This is a genomic window from Kytococcus schroeteri (assembly GCF_002847825.1).
Classification (GTDB): Bacteria; Actinomycetota; Actinomycetes; order Actinomycetales; family Dermatophilaceae; genus Kytococcus; species Kytococcus schroeteri.
Map to the genome: position 1 here is coordinate 1 of NZ_PKIZ01000006.1, position 20,350 is coordinate 20,350.

The window sequence follows — 20,350 nt, forward strand, 5'->3', positions numbered from 1 at the left end:
ACCGCCACAACTACCGACTCCGCATGCTCCTCATCGGCGGAGGACTCACCCCATGACCCACGCTCAACTCCGAAGAGCCCCATTCCCCGTCGTCGTGGTGGAAGAGGCGCTTGAACATCAGGGCGAACACGAACTGCTTGCGCAGTGAGTCGACGGGCGCGCCACGCCGTCGGGCCTCGTTCCGCAGGCGGTCGGTCAGCTGCCTGGTGCGGGCCTGGGGTGTCAGGGCCGATGCGGTGTGGTCATGGGGTGCACTCCTCATCGGTCTTGCCGCGGGTGAGTGCGGAGACGGCGCGCGTCCGGCGCAGGGCATTCGTCGCAGTGATCGCCGAGGGCAGCCCGGCCCGGGTGAACGACTCGGTCAGGAGCTCTTCGTGATCCTCGAGGCCGAAGCGGGGCGCGCAGCGGTCGAGGGCCTTGATGAGTGCCCCGTAGCCCACTCCCGGCGCCGAGAAGGCGTCCTTCACCATCGTCGCAAAGTGGTCCAGGTCGCTGGTGGTGCGGGCCACGTCCTCCAGGGTCCGCGGGACGCTCGTGACGGCCAGACGCAGCACCACAGTGTGCTCGCCCTTCGCGAGCTTGGCGCGATGGAAGCGCACGTCCTCGTGGACGGTCTGACGACGCCGCGGTGAGGTCAACTCGTGCTGCCGGGGAATGACCTCGCCCAGGCCGTGCACGGCGGCGGCCGACAGGTGACTGATCACCGTGTCGGGCGGGTCGCCGGAGAGGGGATCCCGGGTGCTGGCCTCCAGCCACGCCGCGCGGAGCTCCTGGAGGGGGCCGTGCGATGCGGAGGGCAAGGCGTAGACGCCCCGGCGTAGGCGGCTGATGTGCCCCAAGTCCGCCAAGCGCTTCAGGTCTGTTGGCGTCACGCCGAACTCGCCGGGGCGCAAGACGGACTAGCAGTGCAGGACTCCCGGGAGACCGGTTGGCCGGCGGACCGTGTCACCCGCGGGCGCCCTCCAACCCCTCGAAGCAGGCCTTGCGCAGCGGCGCTAGGTGCCGTCCGTCTTCGGTGAGCCACCGCCACCACGATTGGGTGGCCGACGGCTCGTAGTGCCGCGTCGCGTCGATGAGCTCGCGGAACTCCATCCCGTCGATCTCCAGCCGCCCGTCGGCCGTCAACGTCGCCGTCCGGTCTCCGCCGGCCTCGCGGAAGTACAACGTCTGGCCGACCTCGAGGTACCCGGTGGCGATCATGTCCGCCAACGTCACCCCGAAGACCGACCGCACCCGGGCCGCAACCGCCGCCGCTGGGTCCATGGCTGGGTTCGCCGCCGGCGCCGGCCAGGTGCGTAGCATCGCCCCGACCATCGCCCGCGTCCGGGCGTCGATGGCGGCTTCGTCCCACTCCTCGGTGTGCTCCCGGCGGATGCGGCGCGTCATCAAATTGTCGTCGTGTTGCTCCAGCGCCGCCCACTTGCCGCGCTCACCGGTCCACGCCCGGTTGCTCACCGAGGAGTTCAACCGCGCCGTCAGCAGCGTCAGGTTGCCCAGCCGGTGCACGTGCTCGTCGCGCTCCAGCTCCTGCACGGGGTCCTCCACCGGCCAGTGCGGGCGCCACGTCTGGGGCAGCAGGTGCTCGATGTGCATGCGCCCCCGCGCCACCCGCGATGCCGACCGCGCCCGCCCGGTGGTGAAGCCGCGCTCGTCGTCCTCCACCGCCTCGAGCAGCATCTGCAGCCGCCCGCGGCCGAAGGCCGTGTAGACCGGGGCGGTGGCCAGGTGGCGCTGCAGCTCCTCGTCACGCGGCCAGTACGTGCTGGCCGCGGTGAGCCCGCCCAGGTGCTCCCACACCACCTCGTCGGCTGGAGCCCCGGCGGCGTCGAGCCGGGTGATGAGGTTGGCCGCCACACGCCCCAGGTCGGCGGTGGTGGCGCGCAGCATCATCCGCCGCATCACCCAGCTCTCCAGGTGCGTCACCGCCCGCTCGCGCACCGCGGCATCGATGCCGTGACGCGGGTCGAGCAGCCACAGCAGAACCGGGGTGGCCACCTGGGTGTCGGCCACCGCGAACCGGTGCACAGCCAGGACGACCCGGTCGATGTCAGGCGCCCCGGAGGTGGTCTCCTCCACCAGCGCCCGGTACCGGGTGGCCACGGCAGCGATCTCGGCGATGAGCTGCGCCACGGGGGTGTCGGTGCGGTGCTCCACGAAGTGCTTGAACTCCGGGAACAGACGGCTCTGCAGCACCTCGGCCCCCACGCGGCTGATGAGCCACTGGTGCAGGAACAGGGTGGAGCGCTGCACCCGCGTGCGTCCGGCCTTGACCTCTTGGGTCCAGAACGGGTCCTCAAAGCGCGACCAGTGCTCGCGCCACACGGCCTCGGGGTCGCCACCGGCCTCCGCCACCCGGTGCAGGACGAAGTTCTTGATGAGGTCCGCCGGGGTCAGCGGCGTGCCGCGAGCGTTGAGGGTCTCGAAGATCACCTGCGAGTCCTCGTCGGCCTCCAGGGTGATGACCACCAGACGCAACCCGTCGCGCAGCGCGTCCACCAGCCGCTCGGCCTGCTCCTCGCCGGCATCGGCCAGGTGGTCCCGGGCGCGCTCGCTGAAGAAACGGTGCGCCTGGGCGATGCGGGCCTCGGCGTGGGTGAGAGCGCCGTGGTCCACGGGCGGGGCTGCCAGCATCACCTCCCGGAACGGGGCCCCGTCGTCGTTGCGGTGCTGGAACTTGAGCCGGTGCGCGGCATCGGAGATCTCGTCGGCGTCGTTGAGCGTCAGCTTCTCCAACTGGCGCACCAGCCGGTCCCAGCCGCGCTCCTGCGCGACGGCCGCCACTGCATCGGCAGCCACCTGCATGGTGGTGAGGCGCTGCTGGCCGTCCACCACCTCCCAGGCGGTCAGGCGCCCGGCGCCGTGGTCCTGCCGCTGGAGCACGCACGCCCCGAGGAAGTGGGTGACCTCCCGCTGGGTGGCGCGGACCTCGGCCATGCGCAGGACGTCCTGCCACAGCGGCTCCCACTGGGCCTGCTCCTGCCACACGTAGCGGCGCTGGTAGAGGGGCACCACCAGGAGCTGCGGATGGCGCAGGAGCTCGTGCGGGGTGAGGGCGTCGGTCTTCATGGCGCTCCGGGGTGGGGTGAGGTGTCCCGGCATCGTGCCACGGGGGTGCACGAGCGCCCCGAACGCACGCAATTTGCACTTACATCTGAAACTGTCTAGTGTGGCCTTTCCGCACACTCAGGAGGGAGGGCGCTCGTGCCCACCGTTATCGACCGAGAGTCAGTGCACGTCACGCGGGACCAGTCCGAGGCCGCTCGCCGGGCGCTGCCCACCCGCGCTGGCCAAGACGCCCCTCGATTTGGACTGTCCCAGGGGGACTCCTTCGTCGAGTTGCCTGCCGAGTTGCAGCCGTTGCTGCGGCGCATCGTGGAGTCCGTCGCCGAGGGGCGCCGCGTCACGGTGGGTGAGTTGCCGGAGGAGGTCACGACCACCCTCGCTGCCGAGATGCTCGAGATCTCCCGCCCGACGTTGATGAAGCGTGTCCGTGCGGGCGAGATCCCTGCCCACAAGGTGGGCAGCCACACCCGTCTGCGCACGGCGGACGTTCTGGCAGCGCAAACCAGGACCCAGCAGCAGCGCCGTGAAGCCTTCGACGAGTTGCGTCGTGCTCAGGACGACGGGGGGCTGACGGACTGACGTCCGTCAGCCTGGCGGGGAGGACTCACTGTGATCGGTGGCCGGACGCACTTGGTGGTGGTCGACTCCAACGTCTGGGCCTCTCGCACGTTGCGGGACTGGCTGGCGCTCCTGCACCAGGAAGGTCCGGGGCTCTATCAGGTCGCGTGGTCGGAGGACCTGCGGGCCGAGACCGTCCGCGTGATTCGTCGTCGACACCCTGAGGTGGACGGTGGCGTGACGGCCAAGGTTGCTGAGGCCTTCGAGGCGGTCTTTCCCGACGGGCGGGTGCGCGACTACGTGGTCCCCGGTGATATGCCGCGCCCAGCGGACGCCGGGGACATCCACGTCCGCGCCCTGGCCGAGCACTGCCGGGCAGACCTCCTCGTGACAGCCAACGTCCGCCACCTCCGGCCCGCAAGCGAGGACGAGCAGGACGCCCTGCACCACGAGGTCCACACCGCCGACGAGTTCTTCCTGCTCGTGGACGACAGTGCCCCGCACGTGGTGCGGGCAGCGACAGCTCGGAACTGCGACTACTACGTGGAGCAGGCGCACCGTCGCGGCGAGCCGGTGGACATCGACCTGCCGCAGGCTCTGGAGCGTGCTGGTTGCCCGGCCTTCGCGGACCGGGTGAGGGTGCGACTCCAGCAGATCTGACGGGCCCGCCCCCTCACTTCAGCAGCTCGACGTCCGCCTCGTAGCGCAGGATCTGCGTGCCGGCGCCCTCGTCGGAGTCGTCCGGGGCCGCCCAGCTCGTACTGACCGGAGTGCCCGGGCGCCTGGGGCAGGTTGGCCACGCCGGAGCACAGCATCTTGGAACGGCGGACGGACTCGCAGTCCTGGTAGTCGATGAAGTGGCTGTCGTTCATCCGCTTGTCGCGCAGCCGGCCGTCCGTCGACCACTCGTAGAACCGGCGCGAGCCCCACGACTGCCCCACGAGCCGGTGGCGGTCGCGGTCGTGGACGATCCCGCCCACGTGGTCGTCCACCCGGAACACCTCGGTGACTTCGAGCGTGTCGCGGTCGATGCGGTAGACGATCGCGCGCGAGTCGGGCCGGTGCTCGGCCACCGGCACCCAGATGGACTCCTCGTCCACGTCGATGCCGCCGGGGTGGTGGATGTGCCCTTCACCCAGCTCGTCGCCGTCCACCTCCGTGGCCTGCGGGTGGAAGGCCTTGAACTTCAGGTCGGTGGTGCCGGTGTGCTTCCACGCGGTGGAGCGGGAGGTCTGGCTCACGGTGTTCACCAGCCGCTCGTCGCGGGGGTGGCCCGCGCGCCCGCCGCCGGAGTCGGCGGTGGTAGAGAGCGCGGCCGTGCCCAGGAGGGCGGCCGCCGAGGGGCCGCCGGGTGTGGAGTGGGCGAACGCGGGGTGGTGCTGCCTCACCCCACCAGGTGCCGCAGGTACCGCGGCGGCGCGTCGAGGAACGCCCGCCAGTGCCCCACCAGCTCCAGGTCGTCCCACGCGGCCTCGCGGAGTCCCCACTCGCCCAGCTCCAGGATCCGCGCCCCGGGCAGCGCCGCCAGCACGGGGGAGTGCGTGGCGCACAGCACCTGCGCCCCGTCGGCCGCCAGCCGGTCCAGGGTGGCCATGAGGTGCAGGGTCGACTGGAACGACAGGGCCGCCTCCGGCTCGTCGAGGCAGTAGAACCCCGCCCGGGTGAAGCGGGACTCCAGCAGGGCCAGGAAGGACTCGCCGTGGCTCATCTCGTGGAAGCGCGGTTCGAGCGCGCTGGGGCTGGGGTTCTGCTCCAGGTAGGTGTAGAAGGCATGCATCGTCTCGGCGCGCAGGAAGAAGCCGTCGCGCGGCGCCCCGACCCCGCGCTGCACGCGGAGCCACTCGGCCAGGGGTGACTCGCTGCGTCGCGTGCTGTGTCGCGCGTGGCGCGAGCCGCCTTCCACGTTGAGCCCGAACGCCTCGGCCACGCCCTCCAGCAGCGTCGACTTGCCGGAGCCGTTCTCGCCCACCAGCAGGGTGATGCCGGGGGCCGGCTCGAACCCCTGCCGCAGCACCTGCGCGATGGCGGGGACGGTCACCGGCCACCTGTTGGCGGGCACGTCTGCGGTCGGGTCGGGGCGTACGGCGACGAGGGGCGGCTGGTCGGCGAGCATGCCGGCACCCTGCCACGCGCTGCCCCCGCACCCACCGTTCACCCGTCCCTCACGCCCCCGTCACGCCGCGCTGCCCCCGCGTTCACACGCGTGAACTGTCCTGCCCCGCATGCCTTCCACGCTCCACCGCCCCGCCCCGGACGCCACCGGCGTCTCCCGCCGCACCCTGCTGGGGGTCGCCGGCCTCTCGGCCACCACCCTCGCCCTGGGTGTGGAGGCGCCCGCATCGGCCGGCGGCCCGCCGCCGCGCACCAACCCGTTCACCCTCGGCGTCGCGGCCGGCACTCCGGGGCCGGACTCGATGGTGCTGTGGACCCGACTGGCCACCGACCCGCTGGCCGCCGACGGGCACGGCGGCATGCCCTCCCACCCGGTGCCGGTGCACTGGGAGGTGGCGCGCGACGCGGACTTCACCCGCCGGGTGGCCCACGGCCACGCCCTGGCCCAGCCGGAGCTCGCCCACTCCGTGCACCCGCAGGTCACCGGCCTCGAGCCCGCCACCGAGTACCACTACCGCTTCCGCACCGGTCGCCACACCAGCCCCGCCGGCCGCTTCCGCACCCTGCCGGCGGCCGGTGCCGAGGTGGCCTCCTTCTCGCTGGGGGTCGCCTCCTGCCAGGCCTGGTACCACGGGCACTTCACCGCGTGGAAGCACCTGGCGGCCGAGGCCGACCTGGACCTCATCGTGTTCACCGGCGACTACATCTACGAGTACGGCATCCGCAGCGGCGACAACCTGTGGCGCCAGGGTGTGGAGCTGGGCCCGGAGCACGGCCAGGAGGTGCAGACCCTGGCCCAGTACCGCCTGCGCTACTCCCTGTTCAAGACCGACCCGCACCTGCAGGCCGCCCACGCCCGGGCCGCGATGGTGGCCACCTGGGACGACCACGAGGTGGAGAACAACTACGCGGGCAGCCAGTCGCAGTACGGCCTCAGCGAGGAGGACTTCCTGTTGCGCCGCGCGGTGGCCTACCGGGCGTACTACGAGAACCTGCCGCTGGGGCCGGCCGCCCTGCCCGAGGGGCCGCACAGCCGCATCCACCACTCCCTGGACGTCGGCCGCCTGGCGCGCCTCTCGGTGCTGGACACCCGCCAGTTCCGCGACCCGGTGCCGCAGGACGAGCAGCGCGTCGCCGACCCCGAGCGCAGCATCCTGGGTGCCGCGCAGGAGGCGTGGCTCACCGAGCGTCTGCGCACCTCCCCGGCGCAGTGGAACCTGCTGGCCGACGGCGTGGCGATGGTGCCGGTCACCGACGACCGGGTGGACCAGTGGGACGGCTTCCCGGCCGCCCGCCAGCGGCTGATGGACCAGCTGGCCCGGGTGAGCAACCCGGTGGTGCTCACCGGCGACATCCACCACCACGCCGCCGCCGAGCTGTGGGCCGACCCGACGGCACCCGCCCCTGAGGCCGAGCCGGTGGCCGTGGAGCTGATCTGCAGCTCCATCGCCTCCGACGGCGACGGCAAGCCCGGCGGCCACCCGGACTGGACCGCCCACCCGTACGTGCGCGCCATGGACGCCCGCCGCGGCTACGTGCACGTGACCCTCACCCCGCAGGAGATGCGCTCGCGCTTCGTGGTGGTGCCGTGGGTCGAGGCCGACGACACCGCCCCCGCCCGGACGGCCTTCGCCTTCCGCACCCCGGCCGGCTCGCGCCGCCTCCTGTCCTGAGCTGACCCGCCCTCTCGAGAGGACCCCCATGACCCACCACCCCCGCCCCGTGACCGGCCTGACCGCCACCGGCGCCCTGATGACGGTCCACCTCGCCTGGGAGCCGCGCGCCCACGGCCCCCTGGTGGACCACTACCGCGTGCACGCCGTGCCCGCCGGGCGCGCCGAGCGTGGACTGCGCCACCTCGGTGACGACACGCTGCTGGCCCGCACCGTCTACCCCCGCTGGGAGCACGGTGGGCGCTCGCCTGAGGGGGAGGAGTGGGTGTACGTGGTGGTCACGGTCGACGCCGCCGGCCGCTGGTCGCGTCCCTCCCGCCCCGAGCGCGCCCACTCGCTGCCGTCGGTCACCACCGGGTGCCCGGTAGCCCAGGTGGGTGACTTCGACCGCCGCAGCCTGGAGCTGCGCCACGCCCCGGCGGGGTACAAGGCCATCGCCACCGAGCACCCGGACGGGCTCATCACCGTCGGCCCCGATGACGGACCCGCGCAGTGGCCCTACCTGCTGCCCGGGCCGGGCGACACGTGGGCCGGCTCGCGCGCCTACACCCTGCGCTGGACCGTGCGCGCCGACCGCCCGGTGTCCCGCCCCGCCGTGGCCCTGTGGGGCATCGACACCACGCGCCTGGGAGGCCGGCTCGAGGTGGCGTTGGGCACCTGGCAGCAGGCCACGGACCTGCCGCGAGGAGCCACCAAGGGGTCGCGTGAGGGCGACGCCACCCTGCCGGACACGCCGCTGCGCCCGGTGTCGTTGGAGTGGGAGCTGCCCTCGCCCCTGCCCGCCGGTGAGCACCTGCTGACGGCGACCCTCGCCGAGGGGGGATGGCTCGCCTGGGACGCCGCGGGCCTGTTCGACCTGGCCTGACCCTCCTCGCCCGGCCCCCACCCCCATCGGCCAGAATTCACGGGTGCTTCCCACCTCCGTTCCCGTCACCCGCCATTCGGTGGGCACGCGCGGCACCCTGCGCGCCGTGCTGCCCTGGGCCGCCTACGCGGCGTCGCTCTGGCTGGCCATGGGCGCGGCCTGGTGGTTCTTCCTCGTGCGCAAGGAGGACCCGGGGCTCGCCACGGCCTGGTTCACGGGGACCCTCAGCGCGCTGCTCGCCACGATGTGGGCCTTCCCGCACTCCGTGAAGAACCTGCACGTCCGTCCCGACACCACGGGGCTGTGGCTCGCCGGGGCGGGCCTGTCCGCGCTGATGGCCACCGCCTCGGTGGTGGGGCTCGTGGTGACCGCCGCGTGGGACGAGGTGACCGTGCCTGTCCTCGCGTGGGTGGCCTTGGTCGCCGGGCTGCTGGCCGAGTACACCTTGGCGGCGTCCACCGGCATGGCCCTGGGCGCCATGTGGCGCGTGGGCTGCGGCGGGGGACTGCTGGCCCTGGCGCTCGCCGCCGTGACCGGAGTGGGCGCGGCGGCGGGGGTCGGCGCGCTGCTGCTGGTGGTGGAACCCCCGTCCACGCCCCTGCCCTGGCCGATGATGGCGGTGGCGATGCCGCTGACCGTCCCCCTTGCCGCCGGGGCGCTCTGGCTCGCCGCCCACCTCGGGTCCCGCGGCTGACGCCCACACGCGCCGCGCGGCATCCTGCCGCTGAGCCAGCCCGCCGCTGAGCGGCGCCCGCCCTCGGTTCCCCGCCCCTCAGCCCGCGCTGCCCTCCCGGGCGGCCTCGGTCTCCTCGGCCAGGTGGTCGGCCAGGCGGTCCACCTCGTGCAGCATCACCGCCATGCTGCGCACCACCGCAGCGCGCAGCGGTCCGGCCTCCAGCTCGCCCTCGCGCCCGTAGAGGTGCTGCTCGGTGAGCTCGGCCCAGGCCTGCTGCAGCCGGGTCACCACGCACAGCTCCACCAGTGCTGGGCGGGCGCCCTCCACGTCCACCACGAGCAGGCAGGCCACGCCCCAGCAGCCGCCCTCCTCGCCGCGCTGCACGTCCACGCCCTCCAGGGGCAGGTCGAGCCCGCTGTGGTCGACCACCTCCACCAGGCGGATGCCGGGCGCCTGCGCCACCTCGTCGGCGATGCACCGCACCAGCAGGGTCTGGGCGCGGGTGGAGGTGCACACCACGGTGGCCGAGGTGAGGTCGGGCACCGCGTGCTCGACCTCCTCCACGGTGGTCGGCAGCGGGTGGCCCTGGGCGGCGCACTGCTCCAGCGCCCGCAGGGTGTCCTCCTCGGAACGCTGGCGCACCTCGCCCACGATCGCGCGCGCCGGCTCACCCGGCTGGAGGGTGACGCGGCAGTGGGTGCGCAGGGCGGAGTCGACGGTGGACAGCGCCGTGGCCCAGTCGTCCTGGCGTTCGGTGTGGGTCTGACGAACGAGGTCGCGGAGTGCGGTGTTCAAGGCAGACCTCCAGGGCGCGCCGTCGTGGGGGTGTCCGATGAGTGTGCACGCGTGTCACTGTTATTTCGCTGTCCTCACCCCATGAATACGGCGCGGCGGCACGGCCCTGGGCCGCGCCGCCGCGCCGTGCTGCGGTCCAGTGCCTCAGAAGGCGCCCACCGTGAGACCCATCACCACGGCCACCGCGGTGCCGATGAGGGGCCCCACCACGGTGACGGCGAAGATGTCCTTGTACGCCTCGCGGTGCGTCAGCCCGGTCACCAGCAGCATCGTGATGATGGCGCCGTTGTGCGGCATCGAGTCGAAGCTGGTGCTCGCCAGGGCCGCCACGCGGTGCAGCACCTCGGGGTCGATGCCCTGCGCCGCCCCCTGTGCGGCGAGCTGCTCGCCGAAGGTGCTCATGGTGATCTGCAGGCCGCCCGATGCCGAGCCGGTGACGCCCGAGATGCCCGCGGTGGAGACCGCCGCCGTCACCACCGGGTTGTCCGTGAGCCCGAAGATGCCGTCACGGATGACGGTGAACGCCGCCATGGAGGCGATGACCGCACCGAAACCCACCTCGCTGGCCGTGGTGAGCGTGGGCAGCACCGCCTGGCCGGCGCCCTCGGACACGTCGCCGGGGTAGTGCTTCATTCCGCCGGGGCGCAGCAGCACCACCACGAGGATGGCCACCACCATCGCCACCGTCACCGCCCAGATGCCGGCCACCGAGGCCAGCGTGACCGCGCCGTACTTCTCGTCGGCCAGGTAGGCGGTGTCCAGGCGGGGGATGACCAGGTAGGTCATGAGCGCCTGCACGGCCACCACCACGGCCACCGGCACCAGGCCCAGCAGTCCCGATGCCGTGGAGACGCGCCCGCGCTCGGCGGGGCGGTCGGTGCCGCCGGCCACGGTGACGCCGGCCTCGCGCTCGCGGATCGTGAGGTCCTCGAAGGACTCGCCGGCCGCCATGAGGGAACGCTGGCGGTACCGCAGCCAGGCCATGCCCAGGCCGAACACCAGGGCGCCGGTGAGCAGGCCCAGCACGGGCGCCGCGAAGGTGGTGGTGCCGAACACGGTGGTGGGGATGGTGTTGTGGATCTGCGGCGACCCCGGCAGGGCACCGAGCGCGAAGGTGACCACGCCCAGGGCGACGGCGGCCGGCATCAGGCGCCGGGGGATGCCCGCCTCGCGGAACAGCTGGGTGGCGATGGGGAAGATGGTGAACACCACCACCCACGCGCTCACGCCGCCGTAGGTGAGGGCGGCCGTGGTGAGCACCGTGATGAGCACTGCGTGCTGCGCGCCCAGCCGCTGCGAGGCCCAGGCGGCGAAGTCGCCGGCCAGGCCGGAGGTCTTCATGAGGTGCCCGAACACCGCACCGGTGAGGAACAGCGGGAAGTACGAGCCCAGGAACGTGGCCATGGCGGGCATGAACACCTGGGTGTACGTGCCCAGCAGGGGCGCACCGGCGAACAGCGTGGCCACCAGCGCCGCGACCGGGGCGGCCACCAGCACCGAGTGGCCGCGGTAGGCCAGCGTGATGAGCAGGGCGAGTGAGACGAGGATGCCGAGCAGGCCGAGGGACATGGCGCTCCTGTGGATCGGGGACGGGACGCGCACGCATTGTGACGCCCGTCACTCGATGCGGTGCGGCCGGGTAGCCGTCCACCCCCAGATAACGATTGTTCAACCATCGGCGCGCGGGGGTGTCGCCCCGCGCGACCTGTCGGTTGCATGGCGCCCATGAGTTCCCAGACCCGCTTCCCCGCCGTCCCCCGGGAGGACCCCACCCGCCCCCATGCCCAGGGCCCCCGCGCCACCCCCGCCCAGCTGGTGCGCAGCGTGCTGGCCAGCCTCGTCGGCATCGCGGCGTTCTTCGTGCCGTTCACCGTCAACGGCACCAACTCCATCGCCCTGGACCACATCGTCACCTGGTTCAAGGGCGCGGTGCCGCAGGCCGTCCCGTGGGTGCTGCTGGCCATGGTGGTGGCCGGTGCCGTGTGGCCCTTCGTGCAGGGCACCTGGCGGCGCAGCACCACCGACCTCGTCTTCAGCGCCGCCAAGGTCGTCGGTGCCGTGGTGGGCTGCCTCATCGTGTTCGACCGCATGCCGGCCTGGCTCGCCGACCCCGGCATGGGCCCCTTCCTGTGGGACAAGGTGGTGGTCTCCGTGGGGCTGCTCATCCCCGTGGGTGCCGTCTTCCTGGCGCTCCTGGTGGGCTACGGGCTCATGGAGTTCGTCGGCGTGCTCATGCAGCCGGTCATGCGCCCCGTGTTCCGCACCCCGGGCCGTTCCGCCATCGATGCCGTGGCCTCCTTCGTGGGCAGCTACTCACTGGGCCTGCTCATCACCGACCGCGTCTACAAGGAGGGCCGCTACTCGGCCCAGGAGGCCGCCATCATCGCCACCGGGTTCTCCACCGTCTCGGCCACGTTCATGGTGGTGGTGGCCAAGGCGCTGGACCTGATGGGGCACTGGTCCACCTACTTCTGGGGCTCCCTGGTCATCACCTTCGCGGTCACCGCCGTCACCGTGCACATCTGGCCGCTGCGCTCCATCCCCACCACCGGGTACCAGGGGCAGGAGGTGGAGCCCGAGGAGCGCCCCACCGGCTCCCGTCTGGCCGCCGCGTGGCGCGCCGCCGACGAGCAGGCCGCCACCGCGCCCTCGCTGGGCCGCAGCATCTGGGAGAACCTGCGCGACGGCCTGCTCATGGCCATGGCGATCCTGCCGTCGATCCTCTCGGTGGGCCTGGCCGGGTTGCTGCTGGCCGAGTACACGCCGCTGTTCGACTGGCTGGCCTACGTCTTCTACCCGATCACCGCGCTGCTGGGTCTGCCCGAGCCGATGCTGGCCGCCAAGGCGAGCGCGCTCGGCATCGCCGAGATGTTCCTGCCCGCGGCGCTGGTGGCCGACGCCTCGATGGTCACCCGGTTCACCGTGGCCGTGGTGTGCGTCAGCCAGATCATCTTCTTCTCCGCGGTGGTGCCGTGCATCCTCGCCACGGAGATCCCGCTGCGCATCCGCGACCTGGTGATCATCTGGTTCGAGCGCGTGGTGCTGACGCTGCTGTTCACCGTGCCGGTGGCGCACGTGGTGTTCTGACGAGGCCGCCCGATCCGAGGGAGGTCCGTATGTGGGTGCTGCTCGCGACGGTGCTGCTGCTGATCCTCGTCATGGGGGTGGCGCGAGCTGAAGCGGACGCGGCCGTGCCAGCCGCTCCCGTCATGGGTACCAGAGGCGGTGGCGCCCCGGCGTCAGTCCCAGCCGTGGCGCGGGGGCGCCGGCGCCTACCCCGCCAGGGTCCGCTCCATCTGCAGCTCAGGGCCCATCGCCTCGTAGGCCGTGACGCCGGTGGGCCGGAATCCCAGGCGCGCGTAGGCAGCTCGGGCCCGGGCGTTGTCCTCGTGCACCCACAGCGACAGCGCCCCCAACCCCCGCTCGCGTGCCCACTCGGCCGCCGCCTCCGTGAACCGGCCGAGCAGCCCCCGCCCGCGGTACGCCGGGTCGACGTACACGCCCAACAGCTGGCCGCGGTCGGACGGGATGGTGCCGCCCCCGAACTCCGGCTCGCCCGCCCGCTGGACGAGGCACACCAGCGAGGCGACCCACACCCCATCGGAGGTGGTGGCGACGAACTGCCGCCCGGTCGCCCCGGGGCCGTCACCCGACCACGCCAGCGCGTTCTCGCGCCACTGCTCGTCGGTGCGTGCGGCGGCCTCCGCGTAGCGCGTGTAGAAGGCGATCTCCGCGTCCGGGTCCTGCAGCGCGGTCAGTCGAAGGTCGCGCACCCGGCGCCATTCCTCGGCGCGGATGGGGCGCACAGTCAGGTCATCAACCATGCAGGGAGGCTGCCACAGGGCGGGGGCGAGGTGCGGGTCCGCGCACCGCCGTGCACCCCCTCACCTACCCTGCCCCCCATGCGCGCCGTGGTGATCGACGAGGTCGGGGCCCTGCCAACCGTCCGGGAGGTGCCCGAGCCGGCCTGCCCGCCCGGCGGCGTGGTGCTCGACGTCAGCGCGACCGGCGTGTGCCGCTCCGACTGGCACTCCTGGATGGGGCACGACCCGTTGCCCCTGCCGCACGTCCCCGGCCACGAGCTCGCCGGCACCATCCGCCAGGTCGGCGAGGGCGTCACCCGCTGGAGCGTGGGCGACCGCGTGACCACCCCCTTCGTGTGCGGATGCGGCGCCTGCCCCACCTGCGCAGCCGGCGAGAGCCAGGTCTGCCCGCAGCAGACGCAGCCCGGCTTCACCGGCTGGGGGTCCTGGGCCGAGCAGGTGGCCCTCCACGCCGCCGACCACAACCTCGTCGCCCTGCCCGACGCCCTCGATGACGTGCACGCCGCCGCCCTGGGCTGCCGCTTCGCCACCTCCTACCGCGCGCTGGTGACCCACGGCGGCGTCGGGCCCGGACAGTGGGTCGCCGTGCACGGGGCCGGTGGCGCGGGGTTGTCGGCGGTGCTGATCGCCCGTGCGCTGGGGGCCCGCGTGGTGGCCGTCGACATGGCGCCGACCGCGTTGGAGCGCGCCCGTGCCCTGGGCGCCGAGGGCACGCTGGACGCCCGCGGCCTGTCACCCGAGCAGGTCGGCGAGGCCGTGCACGACCTGACCGATGGGGGAGCGCACGTCTCGCTCGACGCCTTCGGCTCGCCGGCAGCCGCGCTGGCCTCGGTGCTCGGCCTGCGGCGCCGCGGACGCCACGTGCAGGTGGGGCTGCTGCTCGGCGAGGCCGCCCGGACCGCGCTGCCGATGGACCGCGTGGTCGCCTGGGAGCTGGCCGTCCACGGCACGCACGGCCTGGCGGCGCGCGACTACCCCGCGATGCTGGAGCTCGTCACCGGCTCCGGCGGGCGTCCCGGCATCGCGCTGGAGGGGTTGGTCGGGCGTGAGGTGGGCCTCGAGGACGCCCCCGCGGCGCTCGCGGAGCTGGGGGCGGCGCCCGGTGGTGGGATCACCGTCATCCGCCCCTGAGATGGCGGCGCGGTGGGCCGGGGCGGGGTGGCCCAGTCGTCCGGCCCGGCCCGCCTCAGCCGGCCAGGAAGCTGAACCGCACCGTTCGCACCGGGTTGTCCACGTTGAGGTCCACCAGGCAGACCGACTGCCAGGTGCCCAGCATCATGCGCCCGCCCACCACGGGCACGGTGGCGTGCGGCGGCACGATGGCGGGCATCACGTGCGAGCGGCCGTGCCCGGGGGTGCCGTGCGCGTGGCGCCAGCGGTCGTCGGCGGGGAGCAGGTCGGCCAGGGCGGCGAGCAGGTCGTCGTCGCTGCCGGCGCCGGTCTCCATCACGGCGATGCCGGCGGTGGCGTGGGGCACGAACAGCTGCAGCAGTCCGTCGCCCCGGCCGGCGACGAAGCCCTCGCAGTCGCGGGTGATGTCCAGCACCACGTCCTGGTCGCCGGTCCGGTACTCGCGGGTGGTGGTCTCCATGCCGTCATCGTAGTCCGAGGGTTCCATGGTGTAACCCGACGGGTGTACGGTGGAGTTATGGCGCTCAACATCAAGAACGAGCGGGTGCACGAGCTGGCACGGCAGGCCGCCCAGGTGCGTGGCACCACGCAGACCAGCGCGCTGGAGGCCGCCCTCGAGGAGTACCTCGCGCGGCACGGGGCCACCGAGGGGGCGGCGGAGGGGCGCTTCGAGCGGGCCACGGTGCTGGTGCAGCAGATCCGCAACGGTCTCTCCCTTGATGACGGGGAGTCGCTCAGCGCCGACCTCGCCGACCTCTACGACGAGCAGGGGCTTCCCCGATGATCGTGGACAGTTCGGCGGTGGTGGCGGTGCTGCAGGGTGAGGAGGGGAGCGAGGAGATCCTGCGCGTCCTGACCGAGGCGCCCTCGCTGGCCATGTCCACCGCCACGTACGTGGAGTGCGCCGTGGTGGTGGACCGCCGCGGGACGGCCGCGACGCGACGGCGACTGGACGAGCTGTTCGAGGTGCTCGGCATCGAGTTGGTGCCGCTCACCGTGGAGCACGCCCGGCTGGCGCGGGAGGCCCACCGTGACTTCGGGCGGGGCAGCGGGTCCGCCGCCCGCCTGAACCTGGGGGACTGCTACACCTACGCCCTGGCGGCCGAACGGGGCGAGCCGCTGCTGTTCGTGGGGGAGGACTTCACGCACACCGACCTCGAGTCCGCGCTGGGCTGACCGTCGTGGCGGGGCGTCGCCCGCGGCGGGCGTTCCGCGGCGGGTCACCGGCACGCCATCGGAGCGCCACCACCACGACACGGTGGGGCCACGCGCCCTGCGTACGGTCCGGCGCATGTGCCGTGAGAACACCTGCGCCGATGGCGCCACCCCTTCCCGCCGTGCCGTCATCCTGGGCAGCGGCACCGCCGGGCTCACCGGTGTCCTGACGGGTCTGGGTGGCCCCGCCGGGGCCACGCCCGCCGACGCCGCAGAGGCCCCCGAGCCCGTGGCCGCCCGCCGGTCCAGGCCCCAGCCCGTGGGCGACCAGCAGTTCACCCTGGCCGTCATGCCGGACACGCAGTACCTGTTCGACGACGACTCCATCCACCCTGAGCCGCTCGCCGCCTCGCTGCGCTACCTGCAGCGCGAGCGCCAGCGGCAGGGCATCGCCTTCCTGGCCCACCTGGGCGACCTCACCGAGAACGGCCTGCCCCACGAGGTGAACGCCTTCGACCGCGCGTGGAGGAGACTGCGCCACAGCGGCATCCCGTACTCGCTGCTGGCCGGCAACCACGACGTGGGCGGGGACACCACCGACGCTCGCGGCGCCACCCCCTACCTGGGCGCCTTCCGCCGCTCCACCCGCGAGCCCGGCGTGGTGGCCGTCAGCCCGGACGGCTACAGCACCGCCCACCGCTTCACCGCCGCCGGCCGCGACTGGATGGTGCTGGCCCTGGACTGGCGCCTCTCGGAGGCCGGCTTCGCCTGGGCCGATGCCGTGCTGCGCACCCACCGCCTGCCCACCATCCTCACCACGCACGACCTCGTGCAGGCCGATGCGGGAGACGGCGTGGCCGCCCCGTCGGAGTACGGCCAGCAGCTGTGGGACCGCCTGGTGCGCCGCCACGACCACGTGTTCCTCACGCTCAACGGTCACTTCTGGCCGTCTGGTCGCACCACGATGGTCAACGACGCCGGCCACGAGGTACACCTGCACCTGGCCAACTACCAGCAGCGCTACTACGGCGGAGCGGCCATGGTGCGGCTCTACCGCTTCGACCTGGCGCGCGGCGTCATCGACGTGGAGACCCTGGCGCCGTGGGTGACCGAGCGGGATCCCGGGCGGCGCAACGAGCTCATGGCCGAGGAGCTGGTGGTCACCGGCGATCTGGACCGCTTCACGGTGGAGATCGACTTCGACGCGCGCTTCGCGGATTTCGCGCCCGCCCCGGAGCTGCCCGGCCAGCCCGTCCGCGAGGCGTTGGTGCCCGGCACCGTGGCGTACTGGCGGTGGGAGGGGCGCGACGGGGACGTGCTGCGCCCCGGCCAGCGGGTGCGCGACCTCTCCGGCCACGGCAACCACCTCGAGGTGGTGGCCGCCGGCGCCCCGCTCCGGGTGATGGCCGACCACCACCCGGAGCAGCCGGGACGCACCAGCATCGCGATGGGTGGGGCGGCCAAGGCGGTGGGCGACCACCTGCGCACCGTGGCCGGGGCCCCGCTCAACGACGCCACCCTGGAGCGCGGGTACACGGTGGAGGCCTTCTTCCGGATGCCGGCCGAGTGGACCGGACGCGACGCCTGGACCGCCCTGCTGAGCCGCGAGGGCACGGCTGCCGAGGCCGGCAAGCACGGCGGCGACGCGGAGGAACCGGTGGTGACGCTGAGCCTCTCGGGGGAGCGGCAGCTGCAGTGGGTGGCCTACCCCACCTCGCAGGACACGGGCCTGACGAACTGGGGCCATGAGCTGCGCACGGACCGCTGGTGGCACGTGGCGGTGGTGAACAACGGCCGTCACACCACGATGTACGTGGAGGGCTGCCCCGTGGCGCGCAACCCGCTCACCCGCAACCGGGGCCTGGCCACGCTGGGGCGCCGGTGGCTGGTGGGTGCGTACACCTGGGACGGCGTGCTCGATGCGGTGACGCGCGCCCGGCTGGGTGACGTGCGCATCGTGGAGCGCGCGTTGCGGCCCGAGGAGTTCATGACGCGCACCTGAGGGCGGCAGGCGGGGCGGCCCGCCCGGTGCCCGTGGGCGTGACCTAACCTGTCGGCAGACTCCCCGGGGAAAGGTTGAGATGGCACCGCGAATCGTCCTGCGCACGGCATCGGCGGAGTTCACCGTCCCACCCTCACCGGAGGGCGCCGTCATCGGGCGCAGCATCGAGGCCGACGTGATGGTGCCGGACCTGGCCGTCTCCCGCCGGCACGCCCGCGTGGTGCTGTATGAGGGCGTCTGGTGGGTGCAGGACCTCGGCAGCACGGCCGGCACCTTCCTCGACGGGGCGCGGGTCGCGGACTCGGCGCCGGTGCACCCGGGGCAGCACATCGGGCTGGGCGAGGGGGGTCACACCGTGGCCGTGGAGGCCGCCGCCGAGCCCGCGCCGCAGCCCGAGCCGGAGCCGGAGCCTGCACCCGCCGAGCCCGCACCCGCCGAGCCGGCCCCGCCGGAGGCCACCCGCCTCCACCCCCTCGACGGCACCGGCCCCCTCCCGGGCGCACCGACTGCCACCATCACCACCCCCGACGACGCCACCGCCCGCACCGAGGGCAGCTGGCACCTGCAGCCCGGCCAGGTGCTCACCATCGGCCGCGAGCGCGACTGCGACATCCAGGTGGAGGACCTGCTCGTCAGCCGCCGCCACGTGCGTCTGGAGGCCCGGCCCGAGGGGTTCGCCGTCACCGACCTGGGCTCCAGCAACGGCACCTACCTGGAGGGCCAGCGCGTGGAGTCCGGCCTGCTCACCGAGGGGCAGCGCCTGGCCGTGGGCCACGCGACCTTCCGGGTGCGCGACGGCGCCCTGGTGATGGGCAGCGACCACGGCAACGTCTCCCTGACCGCCCACGGGCTCGGCGTGCGCCTCGGCTCGGGCAAGGTGCTGCTGCAGGGCGTGGACCTGGAGCTGCCGCGCTCGAGCCTGCTGGCCGTCATCGGCCCGTCGGGTGCGGGCAAGTCCACGCTGCTGGGCGCGCTCACCGGCTCCCGCCCGGCCACCGAGGGGGAGGTGCTCTACGACGGGCTGGACCTCTACGCCTCGTACGACCAGCTGCGCCACCGCATCGGGATCGTGCCGCAGGACGACATCGTGCACCGCCACCTCACCGTGCGTGCCGCCCTGGGCTACGCCGCCGAGCTGCGCTTCCCCGAGGACGTGGAGCCCGCCGCCCGGGCCGCCCGCGTGGCCGAGGTGATGGAGGCGCTCGCGCTGACACCCCACGCCGGCACCCGCATCGACCGGCTCTCCGGTGGGCAGCGCAAGCGGGTCTCGGTGGCCATGGAGCTGCTCACCGAGCCCTCCCTGCTGTTCCTCGACGAGCCGACCTCGGGCCTCGACCCGGGCCTGGACAAGCGCCTCATGACCACCTTCCGCGAGCTGGCCGACGGCGGGCGCACGGTGGCGGTCATCACCCACTCGGTGGCCAACCTGGACCTGTGCGACCGGGTGCTGCTGCTGGCCCCCGGCGGACGCGTGGCCTACTTCGGCCCGCCGGCCGGGCTGCTGCCGCACTTCGGGGCGGACAACCACGCCGACGTCTTCGAGCAGGTCTCCGCCGACCCCGAGGGCGTGGAGGCTGCCTTCGCCCGCACCCGTCCGCCGCAGCCGGCCCCGGCACGGCGCCCGGCGGGGGAGATCTCCGAGCCGGTGCGCCAGCAGTCGCCGATGCGGCAGTGGTCGGTGGTGGTCCGGCGCCAGCTGCGCGTCATGGCCGCCGACCCCGTGTACGTGGCCATGACCCTGGCGATGCCGGTGCTCGTGGGCCTGCTCTCCTGGCTCGTGCCGGGCGATGCGGGGTTCCGCGAGCCCAGCATGGAGGCCCGCCCCTCCTCCTCCCCGATGATGGTGCTGCTCATCGTGGCCGTGGGAGCGGCGTTCATGGGCGTGGCCGGCAGCATCCGCGACCTGGTGGCCGAGCGGCCGATCTTCAGCCGGGAGGCCGCGGTGGGTCTGCGCCCGTTGGCCTACATGGCGGCCAAGGTGTCGCTGCTCTCGGTGGTGGCGGTGCTGCAGGCCGGTATCCTCGTGGCCGTGACGCTGGCCCACACGGGGCGCCCGGAGTTCTCGTACTTCGGCCTGTCGTGGTGGGAGCTCACCCTGGCCATGGGCCTGTGCGCCGCGGCGTGCGTGGCGGTGGGGCTGTGCGTCTCGGCGGTGCTGCGCACGCTGGACCAGGTGATGCCCACCCTGGTGGTGGCGATGATGGTGATGCTCGTGCTCAGCGGCGGCCTGTTCCCGGTGGTGGACCGGGCCGGGCTGGAGCAGGCGGCGTGGCTCTCGCCCACCCGGTGGGGCTACGCGATGGCGGCCTCCTCGGTGGACCTGCAGACCCTGACCGCGCGCCGCAGCACCCAGGACCCGCTGTGGGACCACGAGCTGCCGGTGTACCTGCTCAGCGCGCTGGTGCTCTTGCTGCTGCACGCGGTGGCCTCGGTGATGGCCTGGCTGCTGGTGGAGCGCTCGACCCGCCGCTGAGGCCCGGCGGGACCCGGTAGGGC

General features: G+C 73.4%; 18 protein-coding genes. 10 read left to right on the plus strand and 8 right to left on the minus strand.

All coding sequences use genetic code 11. The annotated features are described in order from the left end of the window. Positions 1–242: 242 nt before the first annotated feature. Together CYJ76_RS04120 and CYJ76_RS04125 are read right to left on the minus strand one after the other, a co-directional pair. Positions 243–893 (minus strand): type IV toxin-antitoxin system AbiEi family antitoxin domain-containing protein, encoded by a 651-nt coding sequence (locus CYJ76_RS04120; RefSeq protein WP_144043032.1) that lies wholly within the window; start codon positions 891–893, stop codon positions 243–245. Positions 894–945: 52 nt separating this feature from the next. After that, positions 946–3,066 carry a GmrSD restriction endonuclease domain-containing protein gene (locus tag CYJ76_RS04125; protein ID WP_180802204.1) on the minus strand — a complete coding sequence of 707 codons (2,121 nt, stop codon included), beginning with the start codon at positions 3,064–3,066 and terminating at the stop codon, positions 946–948. 135 nt (positions 3,067–3,201) lie between these two features. On the opposite strand from CYJ76_RS04125, the gene CYJ76_RS04130 reads away from it, so the two are divergent. Then, positions 3,202–3,642: a helix-turn-helix domain-containing protein gene (locus CYJ76_RS04130; RefSeq protein ID WP_101849333.1), complete on the plus strand. Its 441-nt coding sequence runs from the start codon at positions 3,202–3,204 to the stop codon at positions 3,640–3,642. Positions 3,643–4,160: 518 nt separating this feature from the next. On the opposite strand, the gene CYJ76_RS12790 is transcribed toward CYJ76_RS04130, so the two are convergent. Together CYJ76_RS12790 and CYJ76_RS04140 are read right to left on the minus strand one after the other, a co-directional pair. Continuing rightward, complete coding sequence (locus CYJ76_RS12790; RefSeq protein WP_238138144.1) at positions 4,161–5,009, minus strand: DUF6454 family protein; 849 nt, start codon at positions 5,007–5,009, stop codon at positions 4,161–4,163. After that, complete coding sequence (locus CYJ76_RS04140; RefSeq protein WP_070706184.1) at positions 5,006–5,734, minus strand: AAA family ATPase; 729 nt, start codon at positions 5,732–5,734, stop codon at positions 5,006–5,008. The genes CYJ76_RS12790 and CYJ76_RS04140 overlap by 4 nt, the downstream gene beginning before the upstream one ends. A 109-nt stretch (positions 5,735–5,843) precedes the next feature. Between CYJ76_RS04140 and CYJ76_RS04145 the strand changes: the two genes are divergently transcribed. From CYJ76_RS04145 to CYJ76_RS04155, 3 genes are read left to right on the plus strand one after another with little or no spacing between them, the layout of a single operon-like run. After that, complete coding sequence (locus tag CYJ76_RS04145; protein WP_101849335.1) at positions 5,844–7,406, plus strand: alkaline phosphatase D family protein; 1,563 nt, start codon at positions 5,844–5,846, stop codon at positions 7,404–7,406. Between the two features lie 28 nt (positions 7,407–7,434). Then, the gene (locus CYJ76_RS04150; RefSeq protein ID WP_070706181.1) at positions 7,435–8,271 is read left to right on the plus strand and encodes a hypothetical protein; all 837 of its coding nucleotides are present in this window, start codon (positions 7,435–7,437) and stop codon (positions 8,269–8,271) included. A gap of 43 nt (positions 8,272–8,314) precedes the next feature. Further along, on the plus strand, positions 8,315–8,965 hold the full coding sequence (locus CYJ76_RS04155) for a hypothetical protein (protein WP_141494962.1): 651 nt from the start codon (positions 8,315–8,317) through the stop codon (positions 8,963–8,965). Positions 8,966–9,043: 78 nt separating this feature from the next. Here CYJ76_RS04155 and CYJ76_RS04160 read toward each other — a convergent pair whose 3' ends face one another. Next, entirely contained in the window at positions 9,044–9,742 is a 699-nt protein-coding gene (locus CYJ76_RS04160; protein ID WP_070706177.1) for a hypothetical protein, read from the minus strand. A gap of 144 nt (positions 9,743–9,886) precedes the next feature. Next, positions 9,887–11,311, minus strand: a complete 1,425-nt coding sequence (locus CYJ76_RS04165; protein ID WP_101849336.1) for a GntP family permease — start codon at positions 11,309–11,311, stop codon at positions 9,887–9,889. 156 nt (positions 11,312–11,467) lie between these two features. On the opposite strand from CYJ76_RS04165, the gene CYJ76_RS04170 reads away from it, so the two are divergent. Beyond that, a complete protein-coding gene (locus tag CYJ76_RS04170; protein ID WP_101849337.1) occupies positions 11,468–12,829 on the plus strand; it encodes a YjiH family protein in 1,362 nt (453 codons plus the stop codon). Between the two features lie 185 nt (positions 12,830–13,014). Here CYJ76_RS04170 and CYJ76_RS04175 read toward each other — a convergent pair whose 3' ends face one another. Next, entirely contained in the window at positions 13,015–13,566 is a 552-nt protein-coding gene (locus CYJ76_RS04175; RefSeq protein ID WP_070704948.1) for a GNAT family N-acetyltransferase, read from the minus strand. Positions 13,567–13,644: 78 nt separating this feature from the next. Between CYJ76_RS04175 and CYJ76_RS04180 the strand changes: the two genes are divergently transcribed. Further along, positions 13,645–14,697, plus strand: a complete 1,053-nt coding sequence (locus tag CYJ76_RS04180) for a zinc-dependent alcohol dehydrogenase family protein (RefSeq protein WP_101849338.1) — start codon at positions 13,645–13,647, stop codon at positions 14,695–14,697. Positions 14,698–14,752: 55 nt separating this feature from the next. Here the strand turns inward: CYJ76_RS04180 and CYJ76_RS04185 are convergent, their stop codons facing one another. Beyond that, positions 14,753–15,157: a YjbQ family protein gene (locus CYJ76_RS04185; RefSeq protein ID WP_101849390.1), complete on the minus strand. Its 405-nt coding sequence runs from the start codon at positions 15,155–15,157 to the stop codon at positions 14,753–14,755. Positions 15,158–15,214: 57 nt separating this feature from the next. Here CYJ76_RS04185 and CYJ76_RS04190 point away from each other — a divergent pair, with 57 nt between their 5' ends. From CYJ76_RS04190 to CYJ76_RS04205, 4 genes are all read left to right on the plus strand, one after another. Continuing rightward, on the plus strand, positions 15,215–15,481 hold the full coding sequence (locus CYJ76_RS04190; protein WP_070704939.1) for a type II toxin-antitoxin system VapB family antitoxin: 267 nt from the start codon (positions 15,215–15,217) through the stop codon (positions 15,479–15,481). Continuing rightward, on the plus strand, positions 15,478–15,873 hold the full coding sequence (locus tag CYJ76_RS04195) for a type II toxin-antitoxin system VapC family toxin (protein WP_070704936.1): 396 nt from the start codon (positions 15,478–15,480) through the stop codon (positions 15,871–15,873). Before CYJ76_RS04190 ends, CYJ76_RS04195 begins: the two co-directional genes overlap by 4 nt. 115 nt (positions 15,874–15,988) lie before the next feature. Beyond that, on the plus strand, positions 15,989–17,854 hold the full coding sequence (locus tag CYJ76_RS04200) for a LamG-like jellyroll fold domain-containing protein (protein WP_101849339.1): 1,866 nt from the start codon (positions 15,989–15,991) through the stop codon (positions 17,852–17,854). Between the two features lie 79 nt (positions 17,855–17,933). Continuing rightward, complete coding sequence (locus tag CYJ76_RS04205; protein WP_101849340.1) at positions 17,934–20,327, plus strand: FHA domain-containing protein; 2,394 nt, start codon at positions 17,934–17,936, stop codon at positions 20,325–20,327. Positions 20,328–20,350: the final 23 nt, after the last annotated feature.